Source organism: Aquibacillus albus, from assembly GCF_016908325.1.
In the GTDB taxonomy this organism is placed as follows: Bacteria; Bacillota; Bacilli; order Bacillales; family Amphibacillaceae; genus Aquibacillus_A; species Aquibacillus_A albus.
This window is the reverse complement of the sequence record NZ_JAFBDR010000002.1, coordinates 15,544-41,180: the sequence shown is the minus strand read 5'-3', so window position 1 is coordinate 41,180 and position 25,637 is coordinate 15,544. Positions and strand designations below refer to the sequence as shown.

The window sequence follows — 25,637 nt, the reverse complement described above, 5'->3', positions numbered from 1 at the left end:
TTTTCTGAGTTCCCATAAATCGAATCCCTACACGTTCAATAATGTGTTGAATAGAAAGCTTCCATTCCGTAGAAAATAGGAAAAAGTCTGAAGGGGAGGGAAAAGAATGTCGTCAGAAATGAAGGAAAAATGTGGGGTTTTTGGAATATTTAATCATCCACAAGCTGCTGACTTAACATATTACGGGCTACATGCACTTCAGCATCGTGGTCAGGAGAGTGCGGGGATAGCGGTAAGCGATGGGAAAAGACTGAAACACCATCATGGAATGGGACTAGTCAATCAAGCATTTAGCCGTGACATATTAGATAAAATGGACGGAAATATGGCAATTGGCCATGTTCGATATTCGACATCTGGTGAAAGTTTATTAAAAAACGCACAGCCGCTTGTGTTTAATTATAGTAAAGGAGACTTAGCGGTAGCGCACAATGGCAACCTTGTGAATGCAAGAATTGAACGAGATGTGTTGCAGCAGCAAGGGAGTATTTTTCAAACGACAACGGATACGGAAGTGATTGCACACCTTATTGCTCGGTCTAAGAAACAGCGATTTGAACATGCAGCACCAGATATTCTTTCACGAATCGATGGTTCTTTTGCTTTAGTTATTATGACAGAAAACCAATTGTTGATTGCCTTGGATCGTCATGGTTTGCGCCCGCTTTCGCTTGGAAAAATTGGTGATGATGCGATTGTAGCTTCATCGGAAACATGTGCGTTTAATGCTGTTGGTGCTAAGTTTTGGCGGGATGTCGAACCAGGCGAATGGATACTTATTAATGAAAATGGCATTGAAACAGGCCGATTTGCGAAAAAGGAAGAAATGTCGCTGTGTTCCTTTGAATTTGTATATTTTGCCCGACCGGATAGTGTCATTCGAGGACGCAGTGTGTTATCGATTCGAAAAGAATTAGGAGAAACTTTAGCGAAGGAGCATCCAGTAGAAGCGGATGTCGTCGTTGCTGTTCCAGAATCAAGCATTCCATCTGCGCTTGGCTATGCCCATCAACTGGATATTCCCTATGAAATGGGGTTAATCAAAAATCCATATGCCGGCCGTTCATTCATTGAACCAACGCAAGAGCTTCGCGAATTGGCAGTACGATTAAAGCTAAGCGCCGTAGAAGAAATTATCGAAGGGAAAAGAGTAGTACTGATAGATGATTCGATTGTAAGAGGAACAACCATTAAACGAATTGTTAAATTAATTCAAGATGCAGGCGCGAAGGAAGTACATGTACGGATTAGTTCACCGATGGTCCGAAACCCGTGTTTTTATGGTGTGGACATGCCAACAAAAGAAGAGATGTTGGCCAATAGACATGAACAAGAACAAGCAATGGGAGAAACGATTGGAGCAGATAGCCTAGCCTTTTTAAGCACAGATGGCTTGTTAGAAGCAGTCAATATAGACCTAGCAGAAACGAACCAACACTGTATCGCCTGCTTTAGCGGAGCGTACCCAACTCACCTTTATTTGGATTAGACAAAAATCGGGTGGTGCCATGCACCACCCGATTTTTGTCGTCTTTTGTCAAGTTTTGCAAAAAGGGGTCAGACCCCTTTTTGCAAAACTAAATTCAAATTTTAACAGAATTTAAAGAAATTAACATATAATTAAAATACACTCATTTAACGGTAGAGTGAATGCAAACAAAGGGAGAAAGATGCATGAAATCAGAATGGGAAACGGTAGTCGAATCTCTATCTCGCATCTCCATTTCATCAAATACCAATAATAATCCTGTAACGATTGATGGAGGGGCTGATGAACTTCGGTGTATTGGAATTGGAACAGATGCGGCAGTCTTTCAATCCTTTCAAGCTCCAGATTATGCTTTTAAAGTGTATGCGGAGGACAAAGTATCCAAAGTGAGCATCGAGAAAAGGGTTTATAACACATTAGGCGATTCCCCTTATTTTTCGATATGTTTTGCTACTTACGATAATATTCTCGTCTTAAGTTATGAAGAAGGAATTACTTTTTATGATTGTCTCCTACAAGGGATTCATGTTCCTGAGCAGGCTGTTCAAGACGTAGAATATGCAAGGGAGTATGTGCGCCAAAAGGGGTTAAATCCAAGAGATATTCACCTGAAAAATATTTTACTTCAAAATGGGAGAGCAAAAATACTGGATGTATCGGAATATGTGAAAGCAGGAAATGATTATCGATGGGAGCATTTAAAGAAAGCATACGATGATTGCTATCACTTATTCGATGGCAAATCTGTTCCGTTTTGGCTCTTGGAAACAATACGAAAATGGTACAATCAGTGGAATAAATATTCGATCACATTTGAGGACTTTATGAAACATGTTTTAAAGCATACGACATTTAAAAAGTGATTCATTAAATGTTTTCTGGTTATTTGCGGAAAGACATCAACAATAAACTATTATTAAGTAACAAATGATGCGCCAGCAATTGGGGGTTGTTCTCAGAACGGGCTGAGTGAGATATGGGAATTTTAGGGGAATTATTTTCACTCCACCGGTTTATGTGCACCCTCACTCGACTTACGCTCAGGTCACAATTCACCAGTTTTCCATCCCCTCCTCAGATGCCTATTTAAGAACTTAGCATTACAAATTATTTCCAGATTCTTATATAACAAAAAAAGAATTTTTATTTAAAAAATATTTTGTAAGGGGTTACAATGGTGTTTGAATTAAACGAAGAGAGGAGTGTCTAAATGAAACTAAAATATGATACGTCAGCCGACGTGTGGACCGAAGCACTTCCGTTAGGAAACGGTAGATTAGGTGCGATGGTGTTTGGAGGTGTTAATCAGGAGTGTTTGCAACTAAATGAGGATACACTATGGTCGGGAAGCCCGAAAGAAATAAACAATCCAAATGCCAAAAATGTTCTGCCTGAGGTTAGAAATGCAATCTCTGAAGGAAGGTATACCGATGCAGATCAACTTACAAAGGAAATGATGGGGCCATATACACAGGCTTATCTTCCATTTGGAAATCTAAATCTTAATTTTAACCATCCCGATGAACCAACCTTCTATGAAAGAAGTCTCAACATAAACGAAGCGATAGCTAGGGTTACCTACAAAGTAAATGGGACAACCTTTCATAGGGAAACGTTTATCTCCCATCCAGACCAAATGATAGTCACTCGATTAGAAACTGATCAACCAAACGCTTTATCCTTTACAGCCAGCCTTGAAAGTCCATTGAAATCTGAACTCAAAAACAACAACGATAAACTAGTGTTGACCGGTGTTTGTCCTGAAAATGTGGATCCTAATTATTACATGACAGAAGATCCTATTCGTTATTCTGATTCAACCGAAACTAAGGCAATGACGTTTGAAGGTCAACTGAAGGTTATCGTAGAGGATGGAGAAGTTGAGTACACAGACCAAGGAATAGAAGTGAAAAAATCCTCGAAGGCAACACTGTTATTTACTGCTGCGACAAGCTTTAACGGGTTTGATCAATCACCAGCACTGAATGGAAAAGATCCTCATACGATAGCGGAAAATTATATGAATCTTTCAGTGAAAAAATCGTATGACAGAATAAAGCAAGAGCATATCAAAGATTACCAGTCTTTATTTAATCGAATGAAGTTTAGCCTAAACACATCTGACAGATATGATGAGGAATCGACGGATAAACGCGTAACCAACTATGGAGAAAAAGATCTTAAATTAGTAGAATTAATGTTTCACTATGGTCGATATTTGTTAATTTCCAGTTCACGACCGGGAACACAGCCTGCAAATCTTCAGGGGATTTGGAATGATAAAATGCAAGCGCCATGGAGTAGTAACTACACATTAAATATCAATACGGAAATGAATTATTGGTTAGCGGAGGCTTGTAATTTATCTGAGTGCCATCACCCGTTATTAGATTTTATTGAAGAGTTAGCGATCAATGGGGAAAAAACGGCCGAGACAAATTATGGGTGTCGGGGCTGGACTGCTCATCACAACGCAGATCTTTGGAGGCATTCCGCGCCTGTTGGGGCATTTGGACATGGTGATCCTGTGTGGGCGCTTTGGCCGATGTCTGGTACATGGTTAACCCAACATCTATGGGAGCATTACTTATATACAGGGGATGAATCCTTTCTTGATCAAAAAGCATATCCGATTATGAAAGGCGCAGCCAATTTTTGCTTGGATTGGTTGATGGAAAACGAGGATGGCTACTTCATCACGACTCCATCGACATCTCCAGAGCATAAGTTTAGATATGATGGAAAATTAGCAGCCGTTACGGAAGCGAGTACGATGGATTTGGCGTTAATTTGGGACCTATTTTCCAATACGATTGAAGCGGCACAGAAGTTAAATATTGACGAGGAATACTGTAAAGAGTTGAACGACAAATTAAATCGATTATACCCGTATCAAATTGGTAGATTTGGTCAGCTGCAGGAGTGGGGGAAGGACTTTGATGATGAAGATGTGCATCACCGTCATGTATCTCACCTATTCGGAGTCTATCCAGGTAAGCAGATTACAGAATTATCCGATTCGATTTATGAAGCAGCCAAGGTTTCACTCGATCGAAGAGGTGACGACGGAACGGGCTGGAGTTTATCCTGGAAGCTATGTCTTTGGGCACGGTTTAAAAATTCAGAACGCGCTCACCGATTAATCACCAACCTTTTTAATCTTGTAACACATGATTCAGAAAAGGAGCATAAGGGAGGCGTTTACCCGAATTTATTTGGTGCACATCCACCCTTTCAAATTGATGGAAACTTTGGTTTTACAGCTGGAGTTGTGGAGATGCTCATTCAATCCCATTTAGGCTATCTTGAATTTTTACCAGCGCTCCCTGCCAATTGGTCAGAAGGTGAGATGAAGGGAGTTAAGGTAAGAGGCGGATTCGAGGTTGATTTTTACTGGTCTAATCAAGAACTAAAACATGCTCTTATTCATTCTAGCCAAGGAAATGAATGTAAACTCAAGCTTGATCATCCCTTTGTCGTGCAATCTAATGGTGAGAAGGTGAAGGTATCTCACCTTGATAACGGGATTGTCCAATTCCCTACAAAAACTGGGGATTCTTATGTGGTGGAAGTCGAGTAATGATAAAAGAGGTGAAACGATGAAGGTGAACTTCTCTACTTAATTATAGAAAAAAACAATGTATGAAAAGCTATTATAATAATTTTAAAGAAGAAAAAATCCCAAAAATATATTATTCGTTGGTTTTATTTATGAGCTAATTTATTCTGAAAACCAATTACTCTATTATAAAATCAAGAGGTCTATAAAACAGAAAAATGCTCCTGAAATGATAAATGAAATAAGAAGTTTATTTTTTTATGAATTTATTGAAATAAAAAATAGTACAAAGGAGTTGTTTTGCGATGAAAGGAGTTACATGTGTAGAACCTAACTTGTTTAAAAGGGTTGAATTAGAACAACCAAAGGCTGAATCAGGGAATGCAATCGTCTCTATCAAGCGCATTGGAATTTGTGGCACCGATTTACACGCCTATAAAGGGAATCAACCTTTTTTTCAGTATCCACGAGTGCTGGGCCACGAGCTAGCGGGAGAAATTGAATCGATTGAGGAAAATTCCCAAGGGTTAGAAAAGGGAGATCAAGTGACGATTATTCCTTATCTGGAGTGTGGTGAATGCAGAGCCTGTCGAATTGGTAAAACAAATTGCTGCACGCAAATGAAAGTGTTAGGTGTACATGTAGATGGTGGAATGCGTGAAAAAATATCTGTTCCATATGATCATTTGATAAAAACAAAAGGAATGTCATTGGATGAGACTGCTGTTGTTGAGCCTTTGAGTATCGGTGCACATGCGGTTAGACGCTCCGGAATTCAGAAGGGAGAATTTGCCCTTGTCATTGGTGCGGGGCCCATTGGTTTGGGAGTGATGGCATTTGCTAAGCAACAGGGAGCGAAAGTCATTGCTATGGACATTGATGAAAAAAGGTTAGAATTTTGTCGTAACTGGGTAAAAGTGGATCATATTGTAAACGCTTTAAAATCACCGACAGAAAATTTAAATGAAATAACAGACGGTGACATGCCGAGTGTTGTTTTTGATGCAACAGGAAACAAACAGTCGATGCAACATTCTTTTGATTATCCTGCAAATGGAGGAAAATTAATTTTTGTAGGGTTAGTAAAGTCAGATATAACGTTCTTTGATCCGGATTTTCACTCCAAGGAGCTGACGTTAATGTCGAGTCGCAATGCTACCAAAGAAGATTTCTTCCATGTCATTCAATCAATAAAGAATGGTGACATCGATGTAAATGAATACATTACTCATCGTGCTAATTTTGATCAGGTCATTGAACAGTTTGAAAGTTGGTTAAAACCGGAATCGAATGTCGTAAAAGCTATGGTAGAATTATAAACTTTTAGAAAGGGCGTATAATGATGCGAATCGATGCTCACCAGCATTATTGGAAAATTAGCCGAAATGACTATGGTTGGATTACTCCAGAAATTCCAAAACTTTATAGGGATTATTATGAAAAAGATTTAGTCGCTCATCTAAAAAGAAACGGGATTGATAAAACAATTGTTGTTCAAGCAGCTCCAACAGTAGAGGAAACAGAATTTATCTTGTCTCTTAGTGACGACTCAGAAACAATCGCTGGAGTTGTTGGCTGGATTGATATTGAGGATCCGGAATATAAGAAGCAGCTTGAGCAATTTCAGAATCATCCCAAATTTGTTGGAGTTCGTGTCATGATTCAAGATATGCCAGATGCGACTAAAGTATTAGAGGAAAACTATCTAGATGCTTTTTCTTATTTTTCGGAAATGGATCTTCCAGTTGATTTGTTAGTAACATCTGATCAGTTGCCAGTTTTACTGGAATTGTTAAAGCGTGTACCAATTCGCGGAGTAATAGATCATATTGCGAAACCGGACATCGCTCGTGGAACATTAGAACCATGGAGGAATCAGATGGTTGAGATAGCTAAATATCCGAATATCTATTGTAAGTTGTCCGGTATGGTTACGGAAGCAGATCATAAAAATTGGAAAAAGGAAGATTTTATTGCTTATGTTAACCATATTGTCCATGTGTTTGGAATTCAGCGAGTGATGTTCGGAAGCGACTGGCCTGTTTGTTTGTTAGCAGCTAGCTATGAGGATGTTTATAAGCTTTTAACAGATACCCTGCCAGAAACGATTAGCAAAGAAGAAAAAGAATGCGTCTTTGGTCGTAATGCTTTGGAGTTTTATAAAATAAAAGATTGATGAGTAGATGGTATGGGGGGAGTTAAATGAAATATAGAAAGTTAGGAGAAACAGGATTAGATGTATCCATTCTTAGCTATGGAGCATCTTCCCTTGGCTCTGTTTTTAGGGAAATTAATGAAAAAGAAGGAATGAAAGCTGTTCATACGGCTATTGATCAAGGAATCAACTACATCGATGTATCTCCTTATTATGGACTAACAAAAGCGGAAACTGTTCTTGGAAAAGCGATTAAGGATATTCCTAGAGATAAATTCATTTTATCAACAAAAGCAGGACGATACGGAGAAAATGAATTTGATTTTACTAAAAAGAGAATCATGACTAGCTTAGAAGAAAGCTTACAAAGACTACAGACAGATTATGTTGATATTCTCTTGTTACATGATATTGAATTTGGTTCTTATGAAGAAGTGATAGAAGAGGGAATACCAGCTTTACAGCAATTGAAAGAACAAGGGAAAATCCGATTCTTTGGTGTATCCGGTCTTCCGTTGCACATTTTTGAAAAAGTTTTGGATCAGGAAGATTTGGATGTCATTTTATCCTATTGCCATTATTCGTTAAATGATACGTCAGTACTGTCTCTTCTTCCGTTATTAGAGAAGAAAAATGTCGGATTAATAAATGCTTCTCCACTTTCGATGGGGTTATTAAGCTCCAGACCAGTAGCTGATTGGCATCCTGCAAGTGAAGAAATTCGTCAAACGTGTAAACGTGCAGCGAGATTTTGTGAAGAAAACGGAGCCGACTTGTCCAAATTAGCAATTCAGTATTCTGTTCAGAATGAAAAGATACCAACAACCTTAGTAAGTACCGCAAGCGTAGACAATATCACGAAAAACATAAGCTGGACAGATGAACCCATCGACGAAGAATTATTAAAAGAAGTACTCAAAATCTTAGAACCAATACATAACCAAACTTGGTAAGGTGCCTAGTCACCACTCGGATTTTGTCTTACCTTGTCGATAGAGTATTTGAATGAAAGTGTGTGCTATGATATAGACTGGCAGAGAGCCGTCATTCTACCACAGGATTTTGTCTGTGGTATTTTTTTGTGGATTAAAATTCCGTGTATACACCAAAAATCAATTCCAAAAATTGTTCCTCCAAAATCTATTAATAAAAAATGTAGAAAAATGAAGGTTTTTCTGCCCGATAACTAAATATAAAAAATTTTCTGAAAAAACATTGACAATTATCACAAGGTGGATTATATTATTCAATGTAAGCGCTTTAACTTTAAGGCGCCAATTTTTAGCAATAAAATAAACGCGCGTTCATAAGGATAAAAAAAATCCATTTGTTGGAGAATTTATTTTCATAAAACGGTCTTTATTATCGTACTTTTATTAATAAACGCGCGTTTACAATTGAATTTAACTTCATTTCGAGGAGAATTAAGATGCCTGAAATAAACAGTCAAGAAATTGCCAAGCTAGCTGGAGTTTCGCGAAGCACAGTAAGTAGAGTAATTAATAATTATCCCAATGTACCGGAGAGAACTCGTGTAAAGATCCTCGATATTATTCAAAAATACAATTATTATCCAAACTTAAATGCTCGAGTGTTGGCGGGTAAGAAAACAGGAACATTAGGGTTGTTCATTATTGAAAGCGGTCAGGTATCCGGTGACAGCTTATCTAACTTTATGATTACGGCTGTTATTGAAAGCGCATCCAATAATGGGTACTATGCTTTAACTAATGTCATTCGTGATCCGAATAATCCAGAGACTCGGAAGAAAATAAAAGAGGTTTTTTATCAAGGAAGAGTAGATGGCGGTTTATTCATTGGAGCAGATAACTATGAACCTATTATCGAAGAGTTAATTAGGGAAGGATTTGTGATTGGAATTCTTGACCAGGATATCGCAGAAAAAGATGAGCCGAATCGTATCGTTTATAACCTTGATAATGAAAAAGTGGCAATGAAAGCAATCGACTACTTAGTTAGTCTTAATCATAAAAAAATCGGAATCATTTTAGGTAACATGAAAAGAATTGCAGGTCCGCAAAAGTACGATGGTTATTTAAAAGGGTTAAAAAAACATGGATTAACGATTAATCCAAACTGGATACTTCCAGGGGATTTTAATAGAGAAAGTGGATATATGGCGATAGAGGAATTAGTAAGACGAGATACAGAATTCCCAACAGCGATACTTGCTGCAAACGATAGTGTTGCGTTTGGTGCAATGGAAGCCTTACAGAATCATTCGATGAAAGTACCTGATGATATATCGATGATTGGTACGGATGATCATTTGATGAGTGCTTATGTGAAACCAGCATTAACAACAATAAAGATTGATTTTCCTCAGATTATTACAAAATTAACCAACAGCGTGATACATGTCATTGAGAACAAAGAGGAAATGATCACCAGCGAGATTGGAGCAGAACTGATTATTAGGGAGTCATGTAAAAGTATATAAAAAAGGGGGCTAGAGTGGGGAGCATTTTGTAGTGAGGCCATGGTAGTTAAAAAAACAAATAGGAGGTCAAACGAATGAAAAAAATATTTGTTTTCCTTATCTTTTTACTAGCTATGAGTATCACAATGATTGGGTGTAGCAGTGGAACAACATCTGACGAAAATGAAAATACCGGCGATTCGAGTGATTCCAGTAGTTCAGATAATCAAGGCGGAGATGGTGCCAGCGCTGGTAGCTTTACTTATTGGTATCCATGGGGTGGAGATTCCGAGACATGGGATGAATGGAGAATGGAGAAATACGAGGAAGAGACAGGTGTATCCATTGATGCGGTTTATGCTCCACCAGATGGCGGGCTAAGTAATGGTAAATTATTATCCGCTATAAGTGGTGGGAACCCGCCAGATCTCGTAATTAGTAATGATTATGCCCTGGCTTATGGATTAGCTGCACAAGGCGCTTTAGAGCCAATTGATGAGTATTTAGCCAATGCAGGATTTAGTGAGGATGATGTTTTAGAAGGCTTTGTCCCTTTAATGAAGCAGGAGGATGGTAACACTTATTTATTTCCTCAAGATTCCAACGTAAACTTACTTTATTACAATGTAGAAATGTTTGAAGAAGCAGGGTTAGATCCGGATCAGCCACCACAAACGATAGAAGAGCTGGACGCTGCTGCTGAAGCATTAACAAAGGTTGAAGGTGATGAAATTGAAAGGTTAGGGTTCATTCCTTGGCTAGATGCTGGTGACGGGTCATACCTTTGGGGATGGGTTTTCGGAGCAAACTTCTTTGATCCAGAAAACAATCAAGTGACATTAAATCAGCAAGCTTTGATCGATACGTATGAATGGATGGATGGCTATGCCCAGAAATACAATCCTGAAAAAATTAAATCCTTCACATCAGGATTTGGAGGCGCTTTCTCCCCTGACCACCCATTCTTTACAGGGAAGGTAGCGATGACTGTAAACGGGAATTGGTTTGCAAACGCATTAAAACTGTACTCTCCAGATACGGAATATCGGGTTGCTGCTATTCCAAGTCCAGAAGGGGGAAGGGAGAATGCAACAACATTTGGAACAAACGTATTTTTAGTACCTAAAGGTGCAGAAAATCCACAAGCAGCTATCGATTTTGCCCTGTATGGAAGCAAACAGGATATTCTTGCAGACAATATTAATACATGGAGATCTATTTCGATTTGGAAGGAAACAACAGATGCGATTGAATGGGAAAATGACCATGTGTATGACATGGTATTGGATGTAGCTGCTTCATCTAATTCTGGTCACCCAGCACTTACATCGATTGCTGGTCAAATGGCAGATGAGCTAATGTCTCTGAGAGATAGTGTGATTTACAACGACAACAATGTTGCAGATCTATTACAGGCTGCTGAGGAAAAAATGCAAAAAGAAGTAGATGAAAATTAATACTGATTCCATTGTGATCCCTGGGTCTTGAAAATAAAGCCCAGGGATCATAAAAAAGTCAAAAAGGGGAGAATTAAAAATGAAAGCATCACTCCCGGTTACAAATCATATGGAAACTAGGCCTGACATTGATCCTACTCCTGAGCCAAAAAAGAAATTAAAAAAAGTAAATAAAGGATTTAAGCAGCTGGCTGTTTACATCATGCTAATTCTATTTGCTTCAGCATTCGTTGTTCCTTTCTTTTGGCTTTTGTCTGGTTCCTTGAAAAGCAGTTCAGAATTATTTGCAAATCCACCTGTCTGGATACCGGAAGTTTTTCAATGGTCTAATTATAAAGAAGCTTTTACGTCTTTTCCTTTTTTATTATATTTTAAAAATACATTAATAATTGTGTTCTTTACTTGTGTTGGAGCAGTGATGTCCAATTCATTAATTGCCTATGGTTTTTCAAGGATAGAGTGGAAATACCGTGATGGAGTGTTCATTCTTGTGTTAGCAACACTCATGCTCCCGTTTCAGGTAATTATGGTGCCTTTATTTCTTATATTTAAAGATATAGGCTGGATTGGTACATTTTATCCATTGATTATCCCGCATTTCTTTGGTAATCCATTCTTCATCTTTCTTTTGCGTCAATTTTTTATAGGTATTCCAAAAGAGCTGTCAGAGTCAGCGAAAATGGATGGCGCAAGTGAACTTACCATTTTTTTGCGGATCATCTTGCCTTTATCTAAACCAATTCTTGCTACTGTCGTCATCTTTCAATTTATTGAAGCGTGGCGGGATTTTCTTGGACCGCTCATCTTTTTAAGTGATAACAGGCTTTATACGCTCTCTTTAGGGGTACAGCAGATCATGTCAGAAAATGATCCGCGCTGGGCACTGCTGATGGCTGTTGGAGTGGCAATGACCTTACCAGTGATTATCATCTTTTTCTTTTTACAAAGATATTTCATTGAAGGGATTACTTTTACTGGATCGAAAGGGTAGTTGGAAAAATCGGATTTACTACTTGAGATCGAATACTTCTTCACAACAACAAGCACTTGTACCACATCTATTTAAATAGATTCTATGAGGTGTTAGCTATGAATACGGAAAGAAGAAATTTGAGAAATGGTTTACTTTTTATCTCACCTTGGATCATAGGCTTTTTATTCTTTACTATTTACCCATTATTTAGCTCGTTATATTATTCTTTGACAAAATATAATTTAATAACGGAACCTGAATTTGTGGGACTGCAAAATTATCGAGAATTGCTGTTTGTAGATGATGTATTTTTTACCGTTTTGGGCAACACGATGTATATGATCTTTGTCGGGTTAACGTTAACAACGATTGTAACCATATTTATCGCAATATTACTTAACACCAAGGATATTAAAGGGATGTCGTTTTTTCGGGTCGTCTTTTTTATTCCGACACTCGTCCCTTTCGTAGTTCTTGCCATTTTATGGATTTGGATTTTGCAACCGGATTCAGGTGTTGTAAATTCTGTACTCGGTTTAATTGGAATTGAAGGACCGGGCTGGTTTGCCAGTCCGAAATGGGCAAAGCCTGGTTTTATTTTAATGATGATATGGATGTCTGGCAATATGATTTTGATTTACCTGGCAGCATTAGGGGATATTCCAAAAACCTTGTATGAAGCAGCTTCGATTGATGGAGCGAATGTTCTGCAAAAAGTTTTCCATATTACACTTCCGATGCTGCGGCCGGCCATTTTATTTAATGGTATAACAGGTATGATCGCCATTTTTCAATCCTTTGCGGAAGCATTTATTATTACAAACGGTGGTCCGGACAATGCGACCTTGTTTTACTCGCTGTACTTATATAAAAATGCGTTTCAATATTTTAACATGGGATATGCATCAGCTATGGCATGGATCTTATTAATTATTGCTCTAACGATGACGTTGATCTTTTTCCGACTCTCTAAAAGGTGGGAGTAGACGGTTTGATCACCGAAATGAACCGATCATTATGCAAAGGAAGCTTTGTATAAAATATAAAGAAAACGAGGAGGAACTGTAATGAAAAACAGTGTATTAGGAACAAACGTTGTCACGCAAATTGCTATTATTGTAGAGGATATCGAAAAAACTTCTCAGGCTTATGCTGACTTTTTAGGAGTAGAAAAGCCGAATGTAATTATCACCGACACGGTAGATAAAGCGCAAACAGAGTATCGAGGGGAATCTTCCCAAGCACGAGCGAAACTAGCTTTCTTTGATGTAGGAGGGAATTTGCAGCTGGAGTTAATTGAGCCGGATGAGCACCCGAGTACATGGAGAGAATTTTTGGACGAACATGGGGAAGGGGTGCACCACATTGCCTTCGTCGTTGAGGATATGAAGGGAACCGTTAAGAAATTGGAGGCGAACGGCATGCCTTTAATCCAAAAAGGCGAGTACGACGGTGGTAGATATAGCTACGTGGAGACGACGGATGAGTTGAAGGTTCTACTAGAGTTGCTGGAAAACGATTAAAAAGGAGGTTCCTATGGATATTTTAATTACTGGCGCAAATCGTGGGTTGGGTTTGTGTCTGGCTAAAGTAGGTTTGGAAAATGGGCACCATATTTATGCCGGCGTTAGAAGCCTCGACGAAAAAACAACGGAGCCATTAGCCCAATTACAAGAAACGTATAAAGAAAAACTAGAAATTGTGCAGCTCGATGTTACAGATGAAAATTCTGTGATTGCTGCGACCGAAACAATCAAGAGGAAGAACGCTAGCCTTGATGGAATCATCAATAACGCTGGGATCCTTAACGAAAGAGAAAAAACGATAGAAGAATTAGATTTAGAAGCTTGTAAACTAGCATTTGATATTAATACGTTAGGCCCGATTCGTGTCATTAAACATTTTCTTCCGCTATTAGAAAAAGGAAATAAGCAGTCGATTATTAATGTTTCTTCGGAAGCGGGAAGCCTGACGAATGCATATGCCGGAGATTATCCATATGGACTATCAAAGGTTGCGGTAAATATGCTTTCTGAAAAGTTAAATGTTTACTTAAGGGAGAAGGATATTAAAGTATTATCTGTTCACCCGGGTTGGATGAGAACAGATATGGGTGGAAACAAGGCCCCGCTTGACCCGATGGATACAGCAACAGGTATTTTTGACATGGTTGAACGCAAAAAGAACGTCAATAACAAGTATGTATTTGTAGATCATCATGGGCGTTCGATGGTGATTTAAATTGAACCAAATGAGGTTTAAAACTACATTTTGTCTTCACTTCCATGAAACAGGCGCATTCATTGCCTGTTTCATGGAAGTAATTAAGTGTAAAAAAGTGGATGCAGTTCAAAAATATTGAAAACGATTTCAACAACTGTTATATTCTTAATGTTCAGTAAATTAATAATTAATTAGTAAATCGGTAAGGGGGGAATACGTTAATTCGTTAGAATTAGGGAATTTTAAAGTGCTGAACAAAGATTATATATGAAGGAGTTAAAGAAGCATGGGAGAACAGGAACAAATTAGAATGGGTTTTATTGGTGCAGGAGCCATGGGCTTGATTCATATGCAGGTTTTTAGTGAATTAGAAGGAGTGCAAATGTCTGCTGTGGCGGATACATCGGAACAAAGGGCAGAAGCTGCCAAATCAGAATATGGGCTGGAAAAGGCTTATGTAGATAGTGAACAGCTTATTTCAGATCCAGATGTAGATGCGGTCGTAATCAGTGTTCCGAACCGCTACCACGCATCAATAGCCATTTCCGCACTTAATAATGGTAAGCATGTGTTACTAGAAAAACCGATGGCGATGAATGCTGAAGAGGCAACCAGCATATTGGAAGCCGAGCGTCTATCGGGAAAGAAACTCATGATTGGTCATCAAATGCGCTGGAGTTATCCATTCAACCAAGTAAAGGAGCATATTGAGCAAGGCCAATTTGGACGTATTTATTATGTAAAAGCAGGTTGGTTTCGCCGTAAAGGAATTCCTGGCTGGGGAACTACTTATACATCGAAAGAACACATGGGAGGTGGATGTGCGGTAGATATAGGAGTTCATATGTTAGATTTATCGTTATTCCTTGTAGGAGATAGGAAGCCAATTTCTGTAGTAGGGGCAACCTATGGTGAAATTGGAACACAACGAATGGGTATCGGTAATTGGGGTACACCAAATTTTTCTGGTTCGTTTGATGTCGAAGACTTGGCCATAGCTATGATCCGATTAGATGATGGAACAGTGATAAATTTGGAGGTTAGTTGGGCAGCCTTTACTGATGCAGAAGAGAATAAGCCGTATATGCATATTATGGGTGACCAAGGCGGTGTTTCCATACGTGATAAGTATGGTAAATGGATGATAGAAAAATTTAACAGTTCCATTGATTTCAGTCCAGAACCAACGGAGACCGAATTTGATCGAACAGCTTTGTCTAATCACTTTTTAAGCTGTATTCGTGAGGATAAACAGCCAAGTGTTTCTGGAAGAAGCGGATATATGAATAATGTTATTTTGGATGCACTATATGAGTCAGCAAGAACGGGAACAGAAGTAAAACTGAATCTTTAAGTTGGAGGTCATATAGAATGAAAAAGAAAATTACTGCCGTATTAGGTGACTTTTACCATGAGAGAAGTATAGCCGTTAAATCGTTTGAAAGTGCTGTTCAACGATTAAATCAACAAAGCAATACAGAACTAGAGATAGACTATTTACCGGTGAGTGAATTGATGGAAAACATTCAAACAAACCCAGATGCCGTTGTTCTATTTGCAGAAAACCGTATTAATCCTCAAGATGATGTAGTAAAAAGATGGATGACAGAAGACGATGCATCTCTTATAAACAAGTATGTAGAAAATGGCGGAGGTTGGCTAGCTTGGCATGCCGGTCTTGCATCCTATGAAAATATGAAAGAGTATATCACGATGTTACGCGGACATTTTATTCACCATCCGAAAGAACATCAGGTTGTACATTATTATGCAGATTCTACTAGCGATTCTATTCACGTAGAGAAGTCGTTTGAATTTCTTGATGAGCATTACTTTGTTCATTGTGATGAACAAAACACGAACGTATTCTTGAAATCGGAATCGGTCGATGGTTCGTCTATTGCAGGATGGTATCATGAGTATGGAAAGGGTCAAGTTGTGTGTTTGACACCAGCTCACTTAGAAGAAGGTTTATTAAATGAAGACTTTTTGAATATACTGGTACAATGCTTGAAATTGAGTTTTGAATAATAACAGAATGTGTAAACGAATTCAATTATTTGAATTTTTTGATAAAAACTATTGATTGGAAAAAAATTCTATGGTACATTTTAGTAGAATCTCAGAAAGGGGTGCATAAATGGAGTATACAAATTTAGGTCGGACAGGCCTTAAAGTAAGTAAGTTGTGCTTGGGTACGATGAATTTTGGTGTAGATACCGAAGAAAAGGAAGCATTTAAGATTATGGATGCGGCCCTAGATGCTGGTATTAATTATTTTGACACCGCTAACATTTATGGATGGGGTGATAATGCAGGCCTCACTGAAAAAATCATAGGACGTTGGTTTGAACAAGGTGGAAATCGTAGGGAAAAAGTTGTACTTGCAACGAAAGTTTATGAGAAAATCAATAATCCACTTGATGGTCCAAATGATGAGCCGGGATTATCAGCATATAAGATTAGAAGACATTTAGAGGATTCACTTCGCAGATTAAAAACCGATCATGTTGAAATTTACATGATGCATCATATTGACCGAAATATTACTTGGGATGAAGTTTGGCAGGCATTTGAAAATGCTAATCATCAAGGAAAGATTGATTATGTTGGATCAAGTAATTTTCCAGGATGGGCACTAGCCGAGGCTCAAGCAGCTGCTAAAGCGAGGAATTTTTTTGGATTAGTTTTAGAGCAGCATAAGTATAATTTGAACTGTCGTCTTCCAGAATTAGAGGTGCTCCCGGCAGCAGAAAGAAATCAAATCGGAGTTGTCCCATGGAGTCCATTAGACGGGGGATTGTTAGGCGGGAATGCATTAAATCCTGATCGACAATCAAGAAGTAGTAAGAATAGAGAAAGAGCAGAAAGACATCGCGAGCAATTAGAACAATATTCAGCTTTATGTAAAGAGATTGGTGAAAGGGAAGATACAGTGGCCTTAGCATGGTTATTATCTAATCCAGTTGTTAACGCACCAATCATAGGTGTTCGAACTTTAGACCAACTTGAAAATTCGTTACGTGCAGTAGAAGTTAAATTAGAAGACGATGTGCTAGCTAAGTTAGATGAAATTTTCCCTGGTCCTGGTGGACAAATTCCAGAAGTATATGCATGGTAATTCCCTCTGATTTTTGTATTGACAAAAAGAAGAATAAACCGCATTATTAAAGAGTAATATGTAATTACATCATTACATCGTTACATTAGGACAAATGAGTAATAGTGAGGGGATTAAATGTCATCTGTATTTAGTAAGGACAAAGTAATAAACAAAAACAATCCGATGCCATTGTATTATCAATTAAAGGAAATATTGTTAGAATATATAACAAATCAACATACAGATCTTGATGTACCAATACCTCCAGAGGTTGAAATTAGTGCACATTTTGAAATTAGTCGTCCTACAGTGCGTCAGGCTATAAATGAATTGGTAGTGGAAGGTTACCTTTTTCGCGTGAAGGGGAAAGGCACTTTTGTGTCAAAGTCAAAAATAAATCAGTCATTTCTTAGAGAGTTAGACAGCTTTAATAATGAAATGAGGGAAAAGGGGCTTCATCCTTCGACAAAGGTATTACGCGCTACAGTGATTAATAGTGATAGGAAAATTAGCGAGGCCCTGCAAATACCATTTGGTATGGAAGTGATTGAATTAAGAAGATTACGCTTTGCGAATGATGAGCCAATTGTTTCAGTCATAACCTATCTGCCATATGAAAAATGTAAAGCGATTTTATCGAAAGATCTTGAAAATGAATCACTTTATCAAATTTTACAGGATGAATGTGGATATATACTAAAAAAAGCAGTACGACAGCTGGAAGCATCATTAGTAGGTGAATACGAAGCTGAATTGTTAAGAGTCGAAAGGGGCGCACCAATTCAGTACATTAAAACGATTACGTATTTATCAGATGACACGCCAATTGAGTATTCTTTAGCAAAGTATAGAGGTGACCGGAATAAGTTCACATTTGAGATAGAAAGGTGAAATAATTTAGTAGGATTTCAATTTTTACTTAAATATGTCATGACATATTGACATCATTACTTTAGAACATATGCAAGGAAATTCCATTCGGACAGGAGGAAGTGTTTCATGGTAAATCAACAAAAAGTTGATAAAGTAAAAAAAGCTTTACTTGGAATGCAGAGATTTTCCTGGGAACAAGGAGTAGCAGCACAAGCACTATTAGAGTTGGGTGACACGGATAATGTCATTTTACTCGCTAAAGACTCTGTTGTACGTCAGGATAAAAGTGGCAGGTTAGGCGTTATGGGCGATACACAAAGTGTAACCGATCCTGCTGCTAATGGTGAACCGCTATTATTCGCAGCTATCAAAACAGGAGATTCGAAATTGCAGGAAGCGGTTCAAAAAATGTTGCATTACTTACTAAACGATGCTCCAAAATCGGAAAGTGGAATTTTATATCATGTAAATCATAAAAAACAAGTTTGGGTTGATTCGTTTTATATGGCCCCTCCATTTCTAGCGGTTATGGGGCATGAAAAAGAAGCGGTTAAACAAATTGAAGGATTTAGAGACCTCTTGTGGAGTGAGGAAAATCAGTTGTTTTCCCACATGTGGGATGATGATATAAATGATTTTGCTAGGAAAGATTTTTGGGGCGTTGGCAACGGTTGGGCAGCAGCAGGTATTGTTCGTGTCATAGAAGCTTTACCAGAGTCTATGTCTGATGATAAAAAACGGCTAATGGGTTATGTGAAAGAAATCATCGATGGTTGCCTTCGTTATCAAAGGGAAGACGGATTATTTCATGATGTGTTGGACGATCCATCAACGTTTGTAGAAACAAATGTTGGCCAAATGCTCAGTTATTCCATTTATCGAGGTGTATCGTCCAATTGGTTAAGTAGTTCTTACTTAGAACAAGCGAACAAAATGAGAGAAGCAGCTCATAAAAAAGTAGATGAATTTGGCATTGTTCAAGGCGTTTGCAGTGCTCCTCACTTTGATAAGTCTGGTAGTGCACCAGAAGGTCAAGCATTCTTCCTTTTGATGGAAGCAGTTGCAAATAAAGTAGTTCCTGTTTAAAGGATTATCAAAAATGAAAGCGGATACGTTAGTCTTTTAATGGAAGCGAAGCTTAAGACATAGTAGACATAGAAAAAGGTGGTGTGTCAATTGAAACAATCAACATTATTTGCTTTACTCCCAGACTATGTAACGACACCAGATGGGATGGAAGTTGCATCGAATGGAGATTTAGTTGTTTCTTGTCCTAATTTCGCAGATCAGTCAAAACAAGGTGGTTGTTTGATTCGATTTGATGAAAAGAAGAATCCGAGAAAATGGGTGGATGTTCCTGTTGCAGAAGATACAGGTATCGCCTGTCCAATGGGAATTGCATTTGGACCAGACGGAGATATTTACATTTGTGATAATCAGGGCTGGTCTGGTGAACCAGAACTACAGGAAAAAGGCCGTGTAATCAGGCTGAAAGTACAAGATGATAAAGTTGTTAAATCGACTGTTGTAGCTGAGGGGATGGAACACCCAAATGGCATTCGAATTCGTGGCAACGATATGTATGTGACACAGAGTGTTCTTCCAAAAATCAAAGATCCATCTGGTTTATTAGTAAGTGCAGTATATAAGTTTCACTTAGATGATGAAGGGATTCAGGTGACAAATACGTTAGAGGATGAGCATATTTTAACAACATTTATCACCTTAAATGAAGAAGACCAATACGGGGCAGATGGCATTGTTTTTGATAAAAAAGGTAACTTATATGTAGGCAACTTTGGAGATGGTGCTGTCCATAAAATTACATTTAATGAAAATGGATCCGTAAAAGAAAATAAAGTATGGGCAAAGAATCCAGAACAGCTACAGACAACTGATGGCATGATTATGGATGATGAAGGGAATTTATACGTTGCAGATTTTTCAGCAAATGCAATAGCGAAGGTAACGCCGGATGGTACGGTTACCCGAATCGCTCAAAGTCCAGACACAAATGGATTCAATGGAGAAATTGACCAGCCCAGCGAACCAATTATATGGAATGGAAAGTTAGTCATTTCTTGCTTTGGTTTAGTTACTGGACCTGGAAAAATTAACACTGGTCATGAGCTCCCTGCCACAATGGCAGAGCTGGAAATATAATCTATTACACTATCAATCACAGTTTAAAAGTGTTGTAGGTTGATAGTGTAATAAAACAATACGACTTAATACCAAGCCGCTCTTTTTTTAAAAAAATAAATGTAAAGACATATTTACAGCATAGACACCATTTTGTAGGGCATTTTACGTTGTTAGTAATTCAGGTGTTGGTGTCTTTTTTTCACCCGGGATGGAAGGCGCTTACATTTATGTGATCAAGATAAGGAGGTGATTTTTACCGGTTGTTGGGAGGTTGTTTTACAGTTATAAAAAACAAGGAGGTCAATGGAAAATGAAAGGAAAAATTTCAATAATCTTTTTCATGTTTGTTTTATCACTTTTGCTTGTGGCTTGTAGTGATTCAGATGAGACAGGTGGAGAGTCATCTTCGGGGGGAGATGGAAACTCTGAAGAAAAAGTAACATTAGACTTTTGGGTATTTGGTCAATTTGGGTTTGACGGACTTGTAGAAAAATATAACGAGGAGAATCCGAATGTAGAAGTTAATTTACAGTTACAAGAAAGCGAAGATATGCATAATAATTTATTTACATCCCTTTCTGCAGGTTCAGGAGCACCTGATATTAGTATGATTGAAATAGCATACATCCCTCAATTCAGGGAAGCACAAGATCATTTTTATAACTTGTATGACTATGGTGCTGATGATGTAAAAAATAATTTCTTAGATTGGGCTTGGAAAAATGCGGAAAGTCCTGAGGGAGATTATATGATTGCCTTGCCTACTGACATTGGTCCTACTGCAATGTATTATCGAACAGATATATTTGAAGAAGCTGGATTACCTTCAAATCCTGATGAGGTAGCGGAATTAATCAGTACCTGGGATGACTATGTGGAAGTAGCCAGAACAATTAAAAGTGAAACTGGAACGAACATCACGGATAGTCCTGAATTACTATTCAATGCTGTTCGAGACCAGGCACCAGAACAGTATTTTAATGAAGATAATGAATTGATCATCGAAACCTCACCTTATGTAAAGGAAGCTTATGATTTTGCAACAGGATTAATTCAAGAAGGACTTGTAGGCCAAAATGAGCTATGGACTCCGGAGTGGGGAAATGCAATGTCTGAAGGTACTTCTGCAACACTTCTAGCTGCTTCGTGGATGGTTGGCCGAGTAAAGGAAAATGCTCCCGACGCAGCAGGTAATTGGGCTATTACAACACTACCTGAAGGTGCAGGAAACTGGGGAGGATCATTTATCTCTATTCCTAAACAAAGCGAGTATCCGGAAGAAGCCTATGAATTTATTTCATGGTTGACATCACCCGAACAGTTATTAGAAGCATTTAATGTTGCTGGTATCTTCCCATCTACTCCTGGAGTTTATGAAGATGAAGATTTTCTTTCAAAGAGTGATGAATATTTCAGTGGTACAAAAACAGCATCTGTATTTGCTGATGCAGCACAAAAGGTAGAACCAGTATTTATAGGGAAGGATACGCCAATTGTTCATAATGAATTGGTTACAGCATTAATTAATGTTGCTTCCGCTGATGGCGATCCAGAGGAAGAATGGAATAATGCAGTCGAAAGAATCAAGGATCAACTTGCAAGGAACTAAAGAAAGGATATACATCTCTTAATAACTAAATCCAAACGGAACTGTCCAAATATAAAGAGATAACCATTCAATTATTACATCTAGTACTCATGGAAAATAATTTGTGTGGTTAAATGAGGGAGTCACGCCCTTATAGGTCAGCTCCGTTTGGGAAACAAAGGGGATTATAGTGTGATTAAAACAACGATTAATACGAATAGTTCAGCACAAATAAAAACGAAGAGATATTTTAGTGAGAGCTTTAAAGAGAGTTTTGTAGGTTACTTATATGTCTCGCCTTTTTTTATATTGTTTGGCATCTTTGGGTTATTTCCTATTTTATTTAGTTTTTATTTAGGTTTTCAGAAATGGAACGGGCTAAATGAAATGGAGTTTGTTGGGCTAAACAACTACAAATTGATCTATTCAGATCCAGTCTTTTGGAAGGCTATCTATAATACGATCATCATAGGATTTTTAGGTTGTTTTCCAATCTTGGTTTTTTCTATTATATTGGCGTTTATTCTCAATTCAGCATTCGTTCGGCTAAAAAGTATTTTCAGAGTTTCACTTTTTATGCCATATGTTACTTCGACAGTTGCTGTAGCAATTGTTTTTGGAGTAATTTTCAGTAACATGGAATTTGGAATTGCTAATTTGACTTTTAGTTGGTTTGGGTTTGAACCAATCAAATGGCAAGTAGGAGAGTGGGCTGTAAAAATCGCTATTGCATGTATGGTTCTATGGAGATGGGTAGGGTACAATGTCATCATCTTTATAGCTGGCCTACAAAGTATTCCAATAGAACTGTATGAAGCAGCTACTATCGATGGGGCAACTACACGTCAGCAACTGTTTTATATTACCGTTCCTTTATTAAAACCTGTCATCATATTTACTGTTTTTCTTTCAACAGTTGGTTCTTTACAGTTATTTACTGAACCCCTCATATTTTTAGGGCGTAATGCTAGGGAAGAAGGAATAACAGCTGTACTTTACCTTTGGAGAGAAGCATTTAATAATATGGCATTTGGTACTGCATCAGCAGCTGCTGTAACATTATTTTTCATTATTATCATTGTTTCATTTATCAATTATTTAATAACAAATCGAATTAGTTCTTAAAGGAGGTAAAATGACAATGCATAGTGGAGGCAAAGGATTCACTTTTTCAAAATTGTTTATCTATATAATCCTTATTGCAGGATCAGTAATTTCCCTGTTTCCATTTTATTGGATGTTTGTAATAGCAACGAACCATACTAGTGCCATTAATAAAGTTCCTCCTGCGATACTTCCTGGAAAAGAATTGGTTACAAACTTTCAAAATGTTTTAGCCAAAATTGACTTTTTTGGAGCGATGTTAAATTCATTAATTATTTCTAGTTTAGTTACAATAGGTGTTTTGTTTATCTGTTCATTGGCAGGGTTTGCTTTTGCGAAATTAAATTTTAGAGGGAAAGAATTTTTATTTATTTTCATTCTAGTAACCATGATGATTCCACCACAACTTGGTTTAATCCCTCAATACTATATTATTACACAATTGGGTTGGTTAAATGAATTAAAAGCGGTTGTTGTTCCTGGATTAATCGATGCTTTTGGAATATTTTGGATGAGGCAATATGTAAAAGGATCCGTTCCAGATGAATTGTTAGAAGCTGCAAAGATAGATGGTTGTTCATACTTTAGAATATATTGGAACATTGTTTGTCCTGTAATATTGCCAGCCTTTGCTACATTAGCGATTATAAGATTCATGTATGTCTGGAATGATTTTTTATGGCCACTCGTCGTTCTTCGGGATACAACATCTCATACGATTCAAATCGCAATTCGTACATTAGTAGATAATTATGTCCAAGATTATGGAATGATTTTGTCCGGTACTTTTTGGGCAACAGTACCATTAATCCTTGTGTTCTTAATATTTAACCGATTCTTTATTGAAAGCTTAACACAAGGGGCTATTAAGAGTTAATCAAGCATCTGTACTAGTCAACTTGATTTGTATGAAAAAATTCATCTAAGAAATTCTATCCATTCACTCCAAGACTACCATTTTCTGATACGATTAACTAACCTATTACATTACGTCTAAGGGGGAATTTCAGTGGCAAAGCAGTATGTGTTAGCACATGACGTCGGAACAACAGGGAATAAGGCGACACTGTATTCAACAAATGGTGAACTCATAAATAGCGCTTTTTTTGGATATGAAACAAACTATCCTCATTCCGGATGGGCAGAACAGAATCCTTCTGACTGGTGGAAAGCTGTTTGTGAAACGACGAAAAAACTTGTTTCCGAAAAGAATATAAATAGAGAGGAAATAGCTGCAGTTAGCTTCAGTGGTCAAATGATGGGTGCCTTACCTGTGGATCGCGATGGTAATCCGCTACAGCATTCGATTATTTGGGCAGATATGCGAGCAGAGGAACAAGCTAGTCAACTCGAGCAGCAGCTTAGTATGGAGTATGTCTATAAGGTAACAGGGCACCGAATCAGCTCTTCTTATTCAGGAGCTAAAATTAAATGGCTGAAGGACAATCGACCAGAGGTGTATCAAAAGACTTACAAGTTTCTGCAGGCAAAAGATTATTTAGCCTTTAAAATGACTGGTGTTTTTGTAACCGATTACTCTGATGCATGTGGAACGAATTGCTTTGACATCGTTAATAAGGTTTGGTCAAAAGAAATTATCGACGCATGGGATCTTGATGAAGAAGTGTTTCCAGATGCTTGTGCCTCAACAGATGTTATTGGAAGTGTAACGAACCAAGCTGCTGAAGAGACAGGTTTACTTAAAGGAACTCCAGTTGTTATCGGGGCTGGAGATGGTGTATGTGCAGCCGCTGGTGTTGGTGTCATGGATCATGGGGAAGCATTTAACTATATTGGTTCATCTTCATGGGTGGCAGTTGCTTCTGATGAGCCTGTATTTGATCCGGAAATGAAAACCTATACATGGGTTCATTTAGATCCAACGAAATATTCTCCTAACGGTACGATGCAAACAGGCGGGGGATCGATGCAATGGGTCACTCAGCTGTTGTACGGTCATTTGAAATTGGATAAGTACGATGTGATGAATGAGGAAGCAAGTAAATCTCCATTAGGCTCCAACAAATTACTATTTCTTCCTTATTTAATGGGGGAGCGTTCACCCAGGTGGAACCCTGATGCGCGAGGTGCCTTTGTTGGATTGTCGATTACTCATGATCGCGGAGACATGGCTAGAGCAGTGATGGAGGGTGTAGCTTTTAATTTAAAGGTTGTCCTCGATACATTTAGAAATTCCGGGATACCTATTGAGAAAATGTGGGTATTAGGTGGAGGCGCTAAAAGTGTGTTATGGCGTCAAATATTAGCTGATATCTATCAATTAGATATTGAGGTTCCTTCGTATTTAGAAGAAGCAACCTCAATGGGAGCTGCAATGGCAGGTGCTGTCGGAAGTGGTGCCATTAAAGACTTTCAAGAAGCAAAAAAATGGGTGAAAAGAGTGTCAACACATGATCCAGATGTAAAGAATAAGTCGAAATATGAAGCATTATATGAAATTTTCAATGATACCTATGAGCAGTTAGTTCCTATTTATACAAAACTAAAACAATTTAACTAAGGAGTGA

Annotated in this window: 22 protein-coding genes; all 22 read left to right on the top strand. The window is 38.0% G+C overall.

Translation table 11 applies throughout. The annotated features are described in order from the left end of the window. Positions 1-106 precede the first annotated feature (106 nt). The 22 genes from purF to xylB all read left to right on the top strand — a co-directional run bounded on the left by purF (position 107) and on the right by xylB (position 25,630). Complete coding sequence (purF, locus tag JOC48_RS02310; protein WP_204497435.1) at positions 107-1,489, top strand: amidophosphoribosyltransferase; 1,383 nt, start codon at positions 107-109, stop codon at positions 1,487-1,489. A gap of 185 nt (positions 1,490-1,674) precedes the next feature. Next, positions 1,675-2,352 (top strand): serine/threonine protein kinase, encoded by a 678-nt coding sequence (locus tag JOC48_RS02305; protein ID WP_204497434.1) that lies wholly within the window; start codon positions 1,675-1,677, stop codon positions 2,350-2,352. A 347-nt stretch (positions 2,353-2,699) separates the two neighbouring features. Then, positions 2,700-5,069, top strand: a complete 2,370-nt coding sequence (locus JOC48_RS02300; RefSeq protein ID WP_204497433.1) for a glycoside hydrolase family 95 protein — start codon at positions 2,700-2,702, stop codon at positions 5,067-5,069. A 284-nt stretch (positions 5,070-5,353) separates the two neighbouring features. Next, positions 5,354-6,367 carry a zinc-binding alcohol dehydrogenase family protein gene (locus tag JOC48_RS02295; protein ID WP_204497432.1) on the top strand — a complete coding sequence of 338 codons (1,014 nt, stop codon included), beginning with the start codon at positions 5,354-5,356 and terminating at the stop codon, positions 6,365-6,367. A 23-nt stretch (positions 6,368-6,390) separates the two neighbouring features. Further along, the gene (locus JOC48_RS02290) at positions 6,391-7,224 is read left to right on the top strand and encodes an amidohydrolase family protein (protein WP_204497651.1); all 834 of its coding nucleotides are present in this window, start codon (positions 6,391-6,393) and stop codon (positions 7,222-7,224) included. Between the two features lie 26 nt (positions 7,225-7,250). Continuing rightward, positions 7,251-8,156, top strand: coding sequence for an aldo/keto reductase (locus tag JOC48_RS02285; RefSeq protein WP_204497431.1), 906 nt, complete (start codon positions 7,251-7,253; stop codon positions 8,154-8,156). 476 nt (positions 8,157-8,632) lie between these two features. Then, positions 8,633-9,664 (top strand): LacI family DNA-binding transcriptional regulator, encoded by a 1,032-nt coding sequence (locus JOC48_RS02280; protein WP_239584138.1) that lies wholly within the window; start codon positions 8,633-8,635, stop codon positions 9,662-9,664. Positions 9,665-9,738: 74 nt separating this feature from the next. After that, positions 9,739-11,100 carry an extracellular solute-binding protein gene (locus JOC48_RS02275; protein ID WP_239584137.1) on the top strand — a complete coding sequence of 454 codons (1,362 nt, stop codon included), beginning with the start codon at positions 9,739-9,741 and terminating at the stop codon, positions 11,098-11,100. A 79-nt stretch (positions 11,101-11,179) separates the two neighbouring features. Then, positions 11,180-12,091 carry a carbohydrate ABC transporter permease gene (locus JOC48_RS02270; RefSeq protein WP_239584136.1) on the top strand — a complete coding sequence of 304 codons (912 nt, stop codon included), beginning with the start codon at positions 11,180-11,182 and terminating at the stop codon, positions 12,089-12,091. 98 nt (positions 12,092-12,189) lie between these two features. After that, entirely contained in the window at positions 12,190-13,059 is an 870-nt protein-coding gene (locus JOC48_RS02265) for a carbohydrate ABC transporter permease (RefSeq protein ID WP_204497430.1), read from the top strand. A gap of 81 nt (positions 13,060-13,140) precedes the next feature. Further along, on the top strand, positions 13,141-13,596 hold the full coding sequence (locus JOC48_RS02260; protein WP_204497429.1) for a VOC family protein: 456 nt from the start codon (positions 13,141-13,143) through the stop codon (positions 13,594-13,596). A 13-nt stretch (positions 13,597-13,609) separates the two neighbouring features. Then, complete coding sequence (locus JOC48_RS02255; RefSeq protein ID WP_204497428.1) at positions 13,610-14,314, top strand: SDR family oxidoreductase; 705 nt, start codon at positions 13,610-13,612, stop codon at positions 14,312-14,314. Between the two features lie 268 nt (positions 14,315-14,582). After that, positions 14,583-15,650 carry a Gfo/Idh/MocA family protein gene (locus JOC48_RS02250; RefSeq protein ID WP_204497427.1) on the top strand — a complete coding sequence of 356 codons (1,068 nt, stop codon included), beginning with the start codon at positions 14,583-14,585 and terminating at the stop codon, positions 15,648-15,650. Positions 15,651-15,667: 17 nt separating this feature from the next. Next, on the top strand, positions 15,668-16,327 hold the full coding sequence (locus tag JOC48_RS02245; RefSeq protein WP_204497426.1) for a ThuA domain-containing protein: 660 nt from the start codon (positions 15,668-15,670) through the stop codon (positions 16,325-16,327). A 109-nt stretch (positions 16,328-16,436) separates the two neighbouring features. Further along, the gene (locus tag JOC48_RS02240; RefSeq protein WP_204497425.1) at positions 16,437-17,417 is read left to right on the top strand and encodes an aldo/keto reductase; all 981 of its coding nucleotides are present in this window, start codon (positions 16,437-16,439) and stop codon (positions 17,415-17,417) included. A gap of 117 nt (positions 17,418-17,534) precedes the next feature. After that, the gene (locus JOC48_RS02235) at positions 17,535-18,290 is read left to right on the top strand and encodes a GntR family transcriptional regulator (RefSeq protein WP_204497424.1); all 756 of its coding nucleotides are present in this window, start codon (positions 17,535-17,537) and stop codon (positions 18,288-18,290) included. A 108-nt stretch (positions 18,291-18,398) separates the two neighbouring features. Further along, a complete protein-coding gene (locus JOC48_RS02230) occupies positions 18,399-19,358 on the top strand; it encodes a glycoside hydrolase family 88 protein (RefSeq protein WP_204497423.1) in 960 nt (319 codons plus the stop codon). Positions 19,359-19,448: 90 nt separating this feature from the next. Further along, the gene (locus tag JOC48_RS02225; RefSeq protein WP_204497422.1) at positions 19,449-20,435 is read left to right on the top strand and encodes an SMP-30/gluconolactonase/LRE family protein; all 987 of its coding nucleotides are present in this window, start codon (positions 19,449-19,451) and stop codon (positions 20,433-20,435) included. A gap of 292 nt (positions 20,436-20,727) precedes the next feature. Then, positions 20,728-22,026, top strand: a complete 1,299-nt coding sequence (locus tag JOC48_RS02220; protein WP_204497421.1) for an ABC transporter substrate-binding protein — start codon at positions 20,728-20,730, stop codon at positions 22,024-22,026. 171 nt (positions 22,027-22,197) lie between these two features. Beyond that, positions 22,198-23,130, top strand: a complete 933-nt coding sequence (locus JOC48_RS02215; RefSeq protein WP_338024218.1) for a carbohydrate ABC transporter permease — start codon at positions 22,198-22,200, stop codon at positions 23,128-23,130. A 16-nt stretch (positions 23,131-23,146) separates the two neighbouring features. After that, on the top strand, positions 23,147-23,986 hold the full coding sequence (locus JOC48_RS02210; RefSeq protein WP_204497420.1) for a carbohydrate ABC transporter permease: 840 nt from the start codon (positions 23,147-23,149) through the stop codon (positions 23,984-23,986). Between the two features lie 132 nt (positions 23,987-24,118). Continuing rightward, entirely contained in the window at positions 24,119-25,630 is a 1,512-nt protein-coding gene (xylB, locus tag JOC48_RS02205; RefSeq protein ID WP_204497419.1) for a xylulokinase, read from the top strand. The last annotated feature ends 7 nt before the right edge of the window (positions 25,631-25,637 follow it).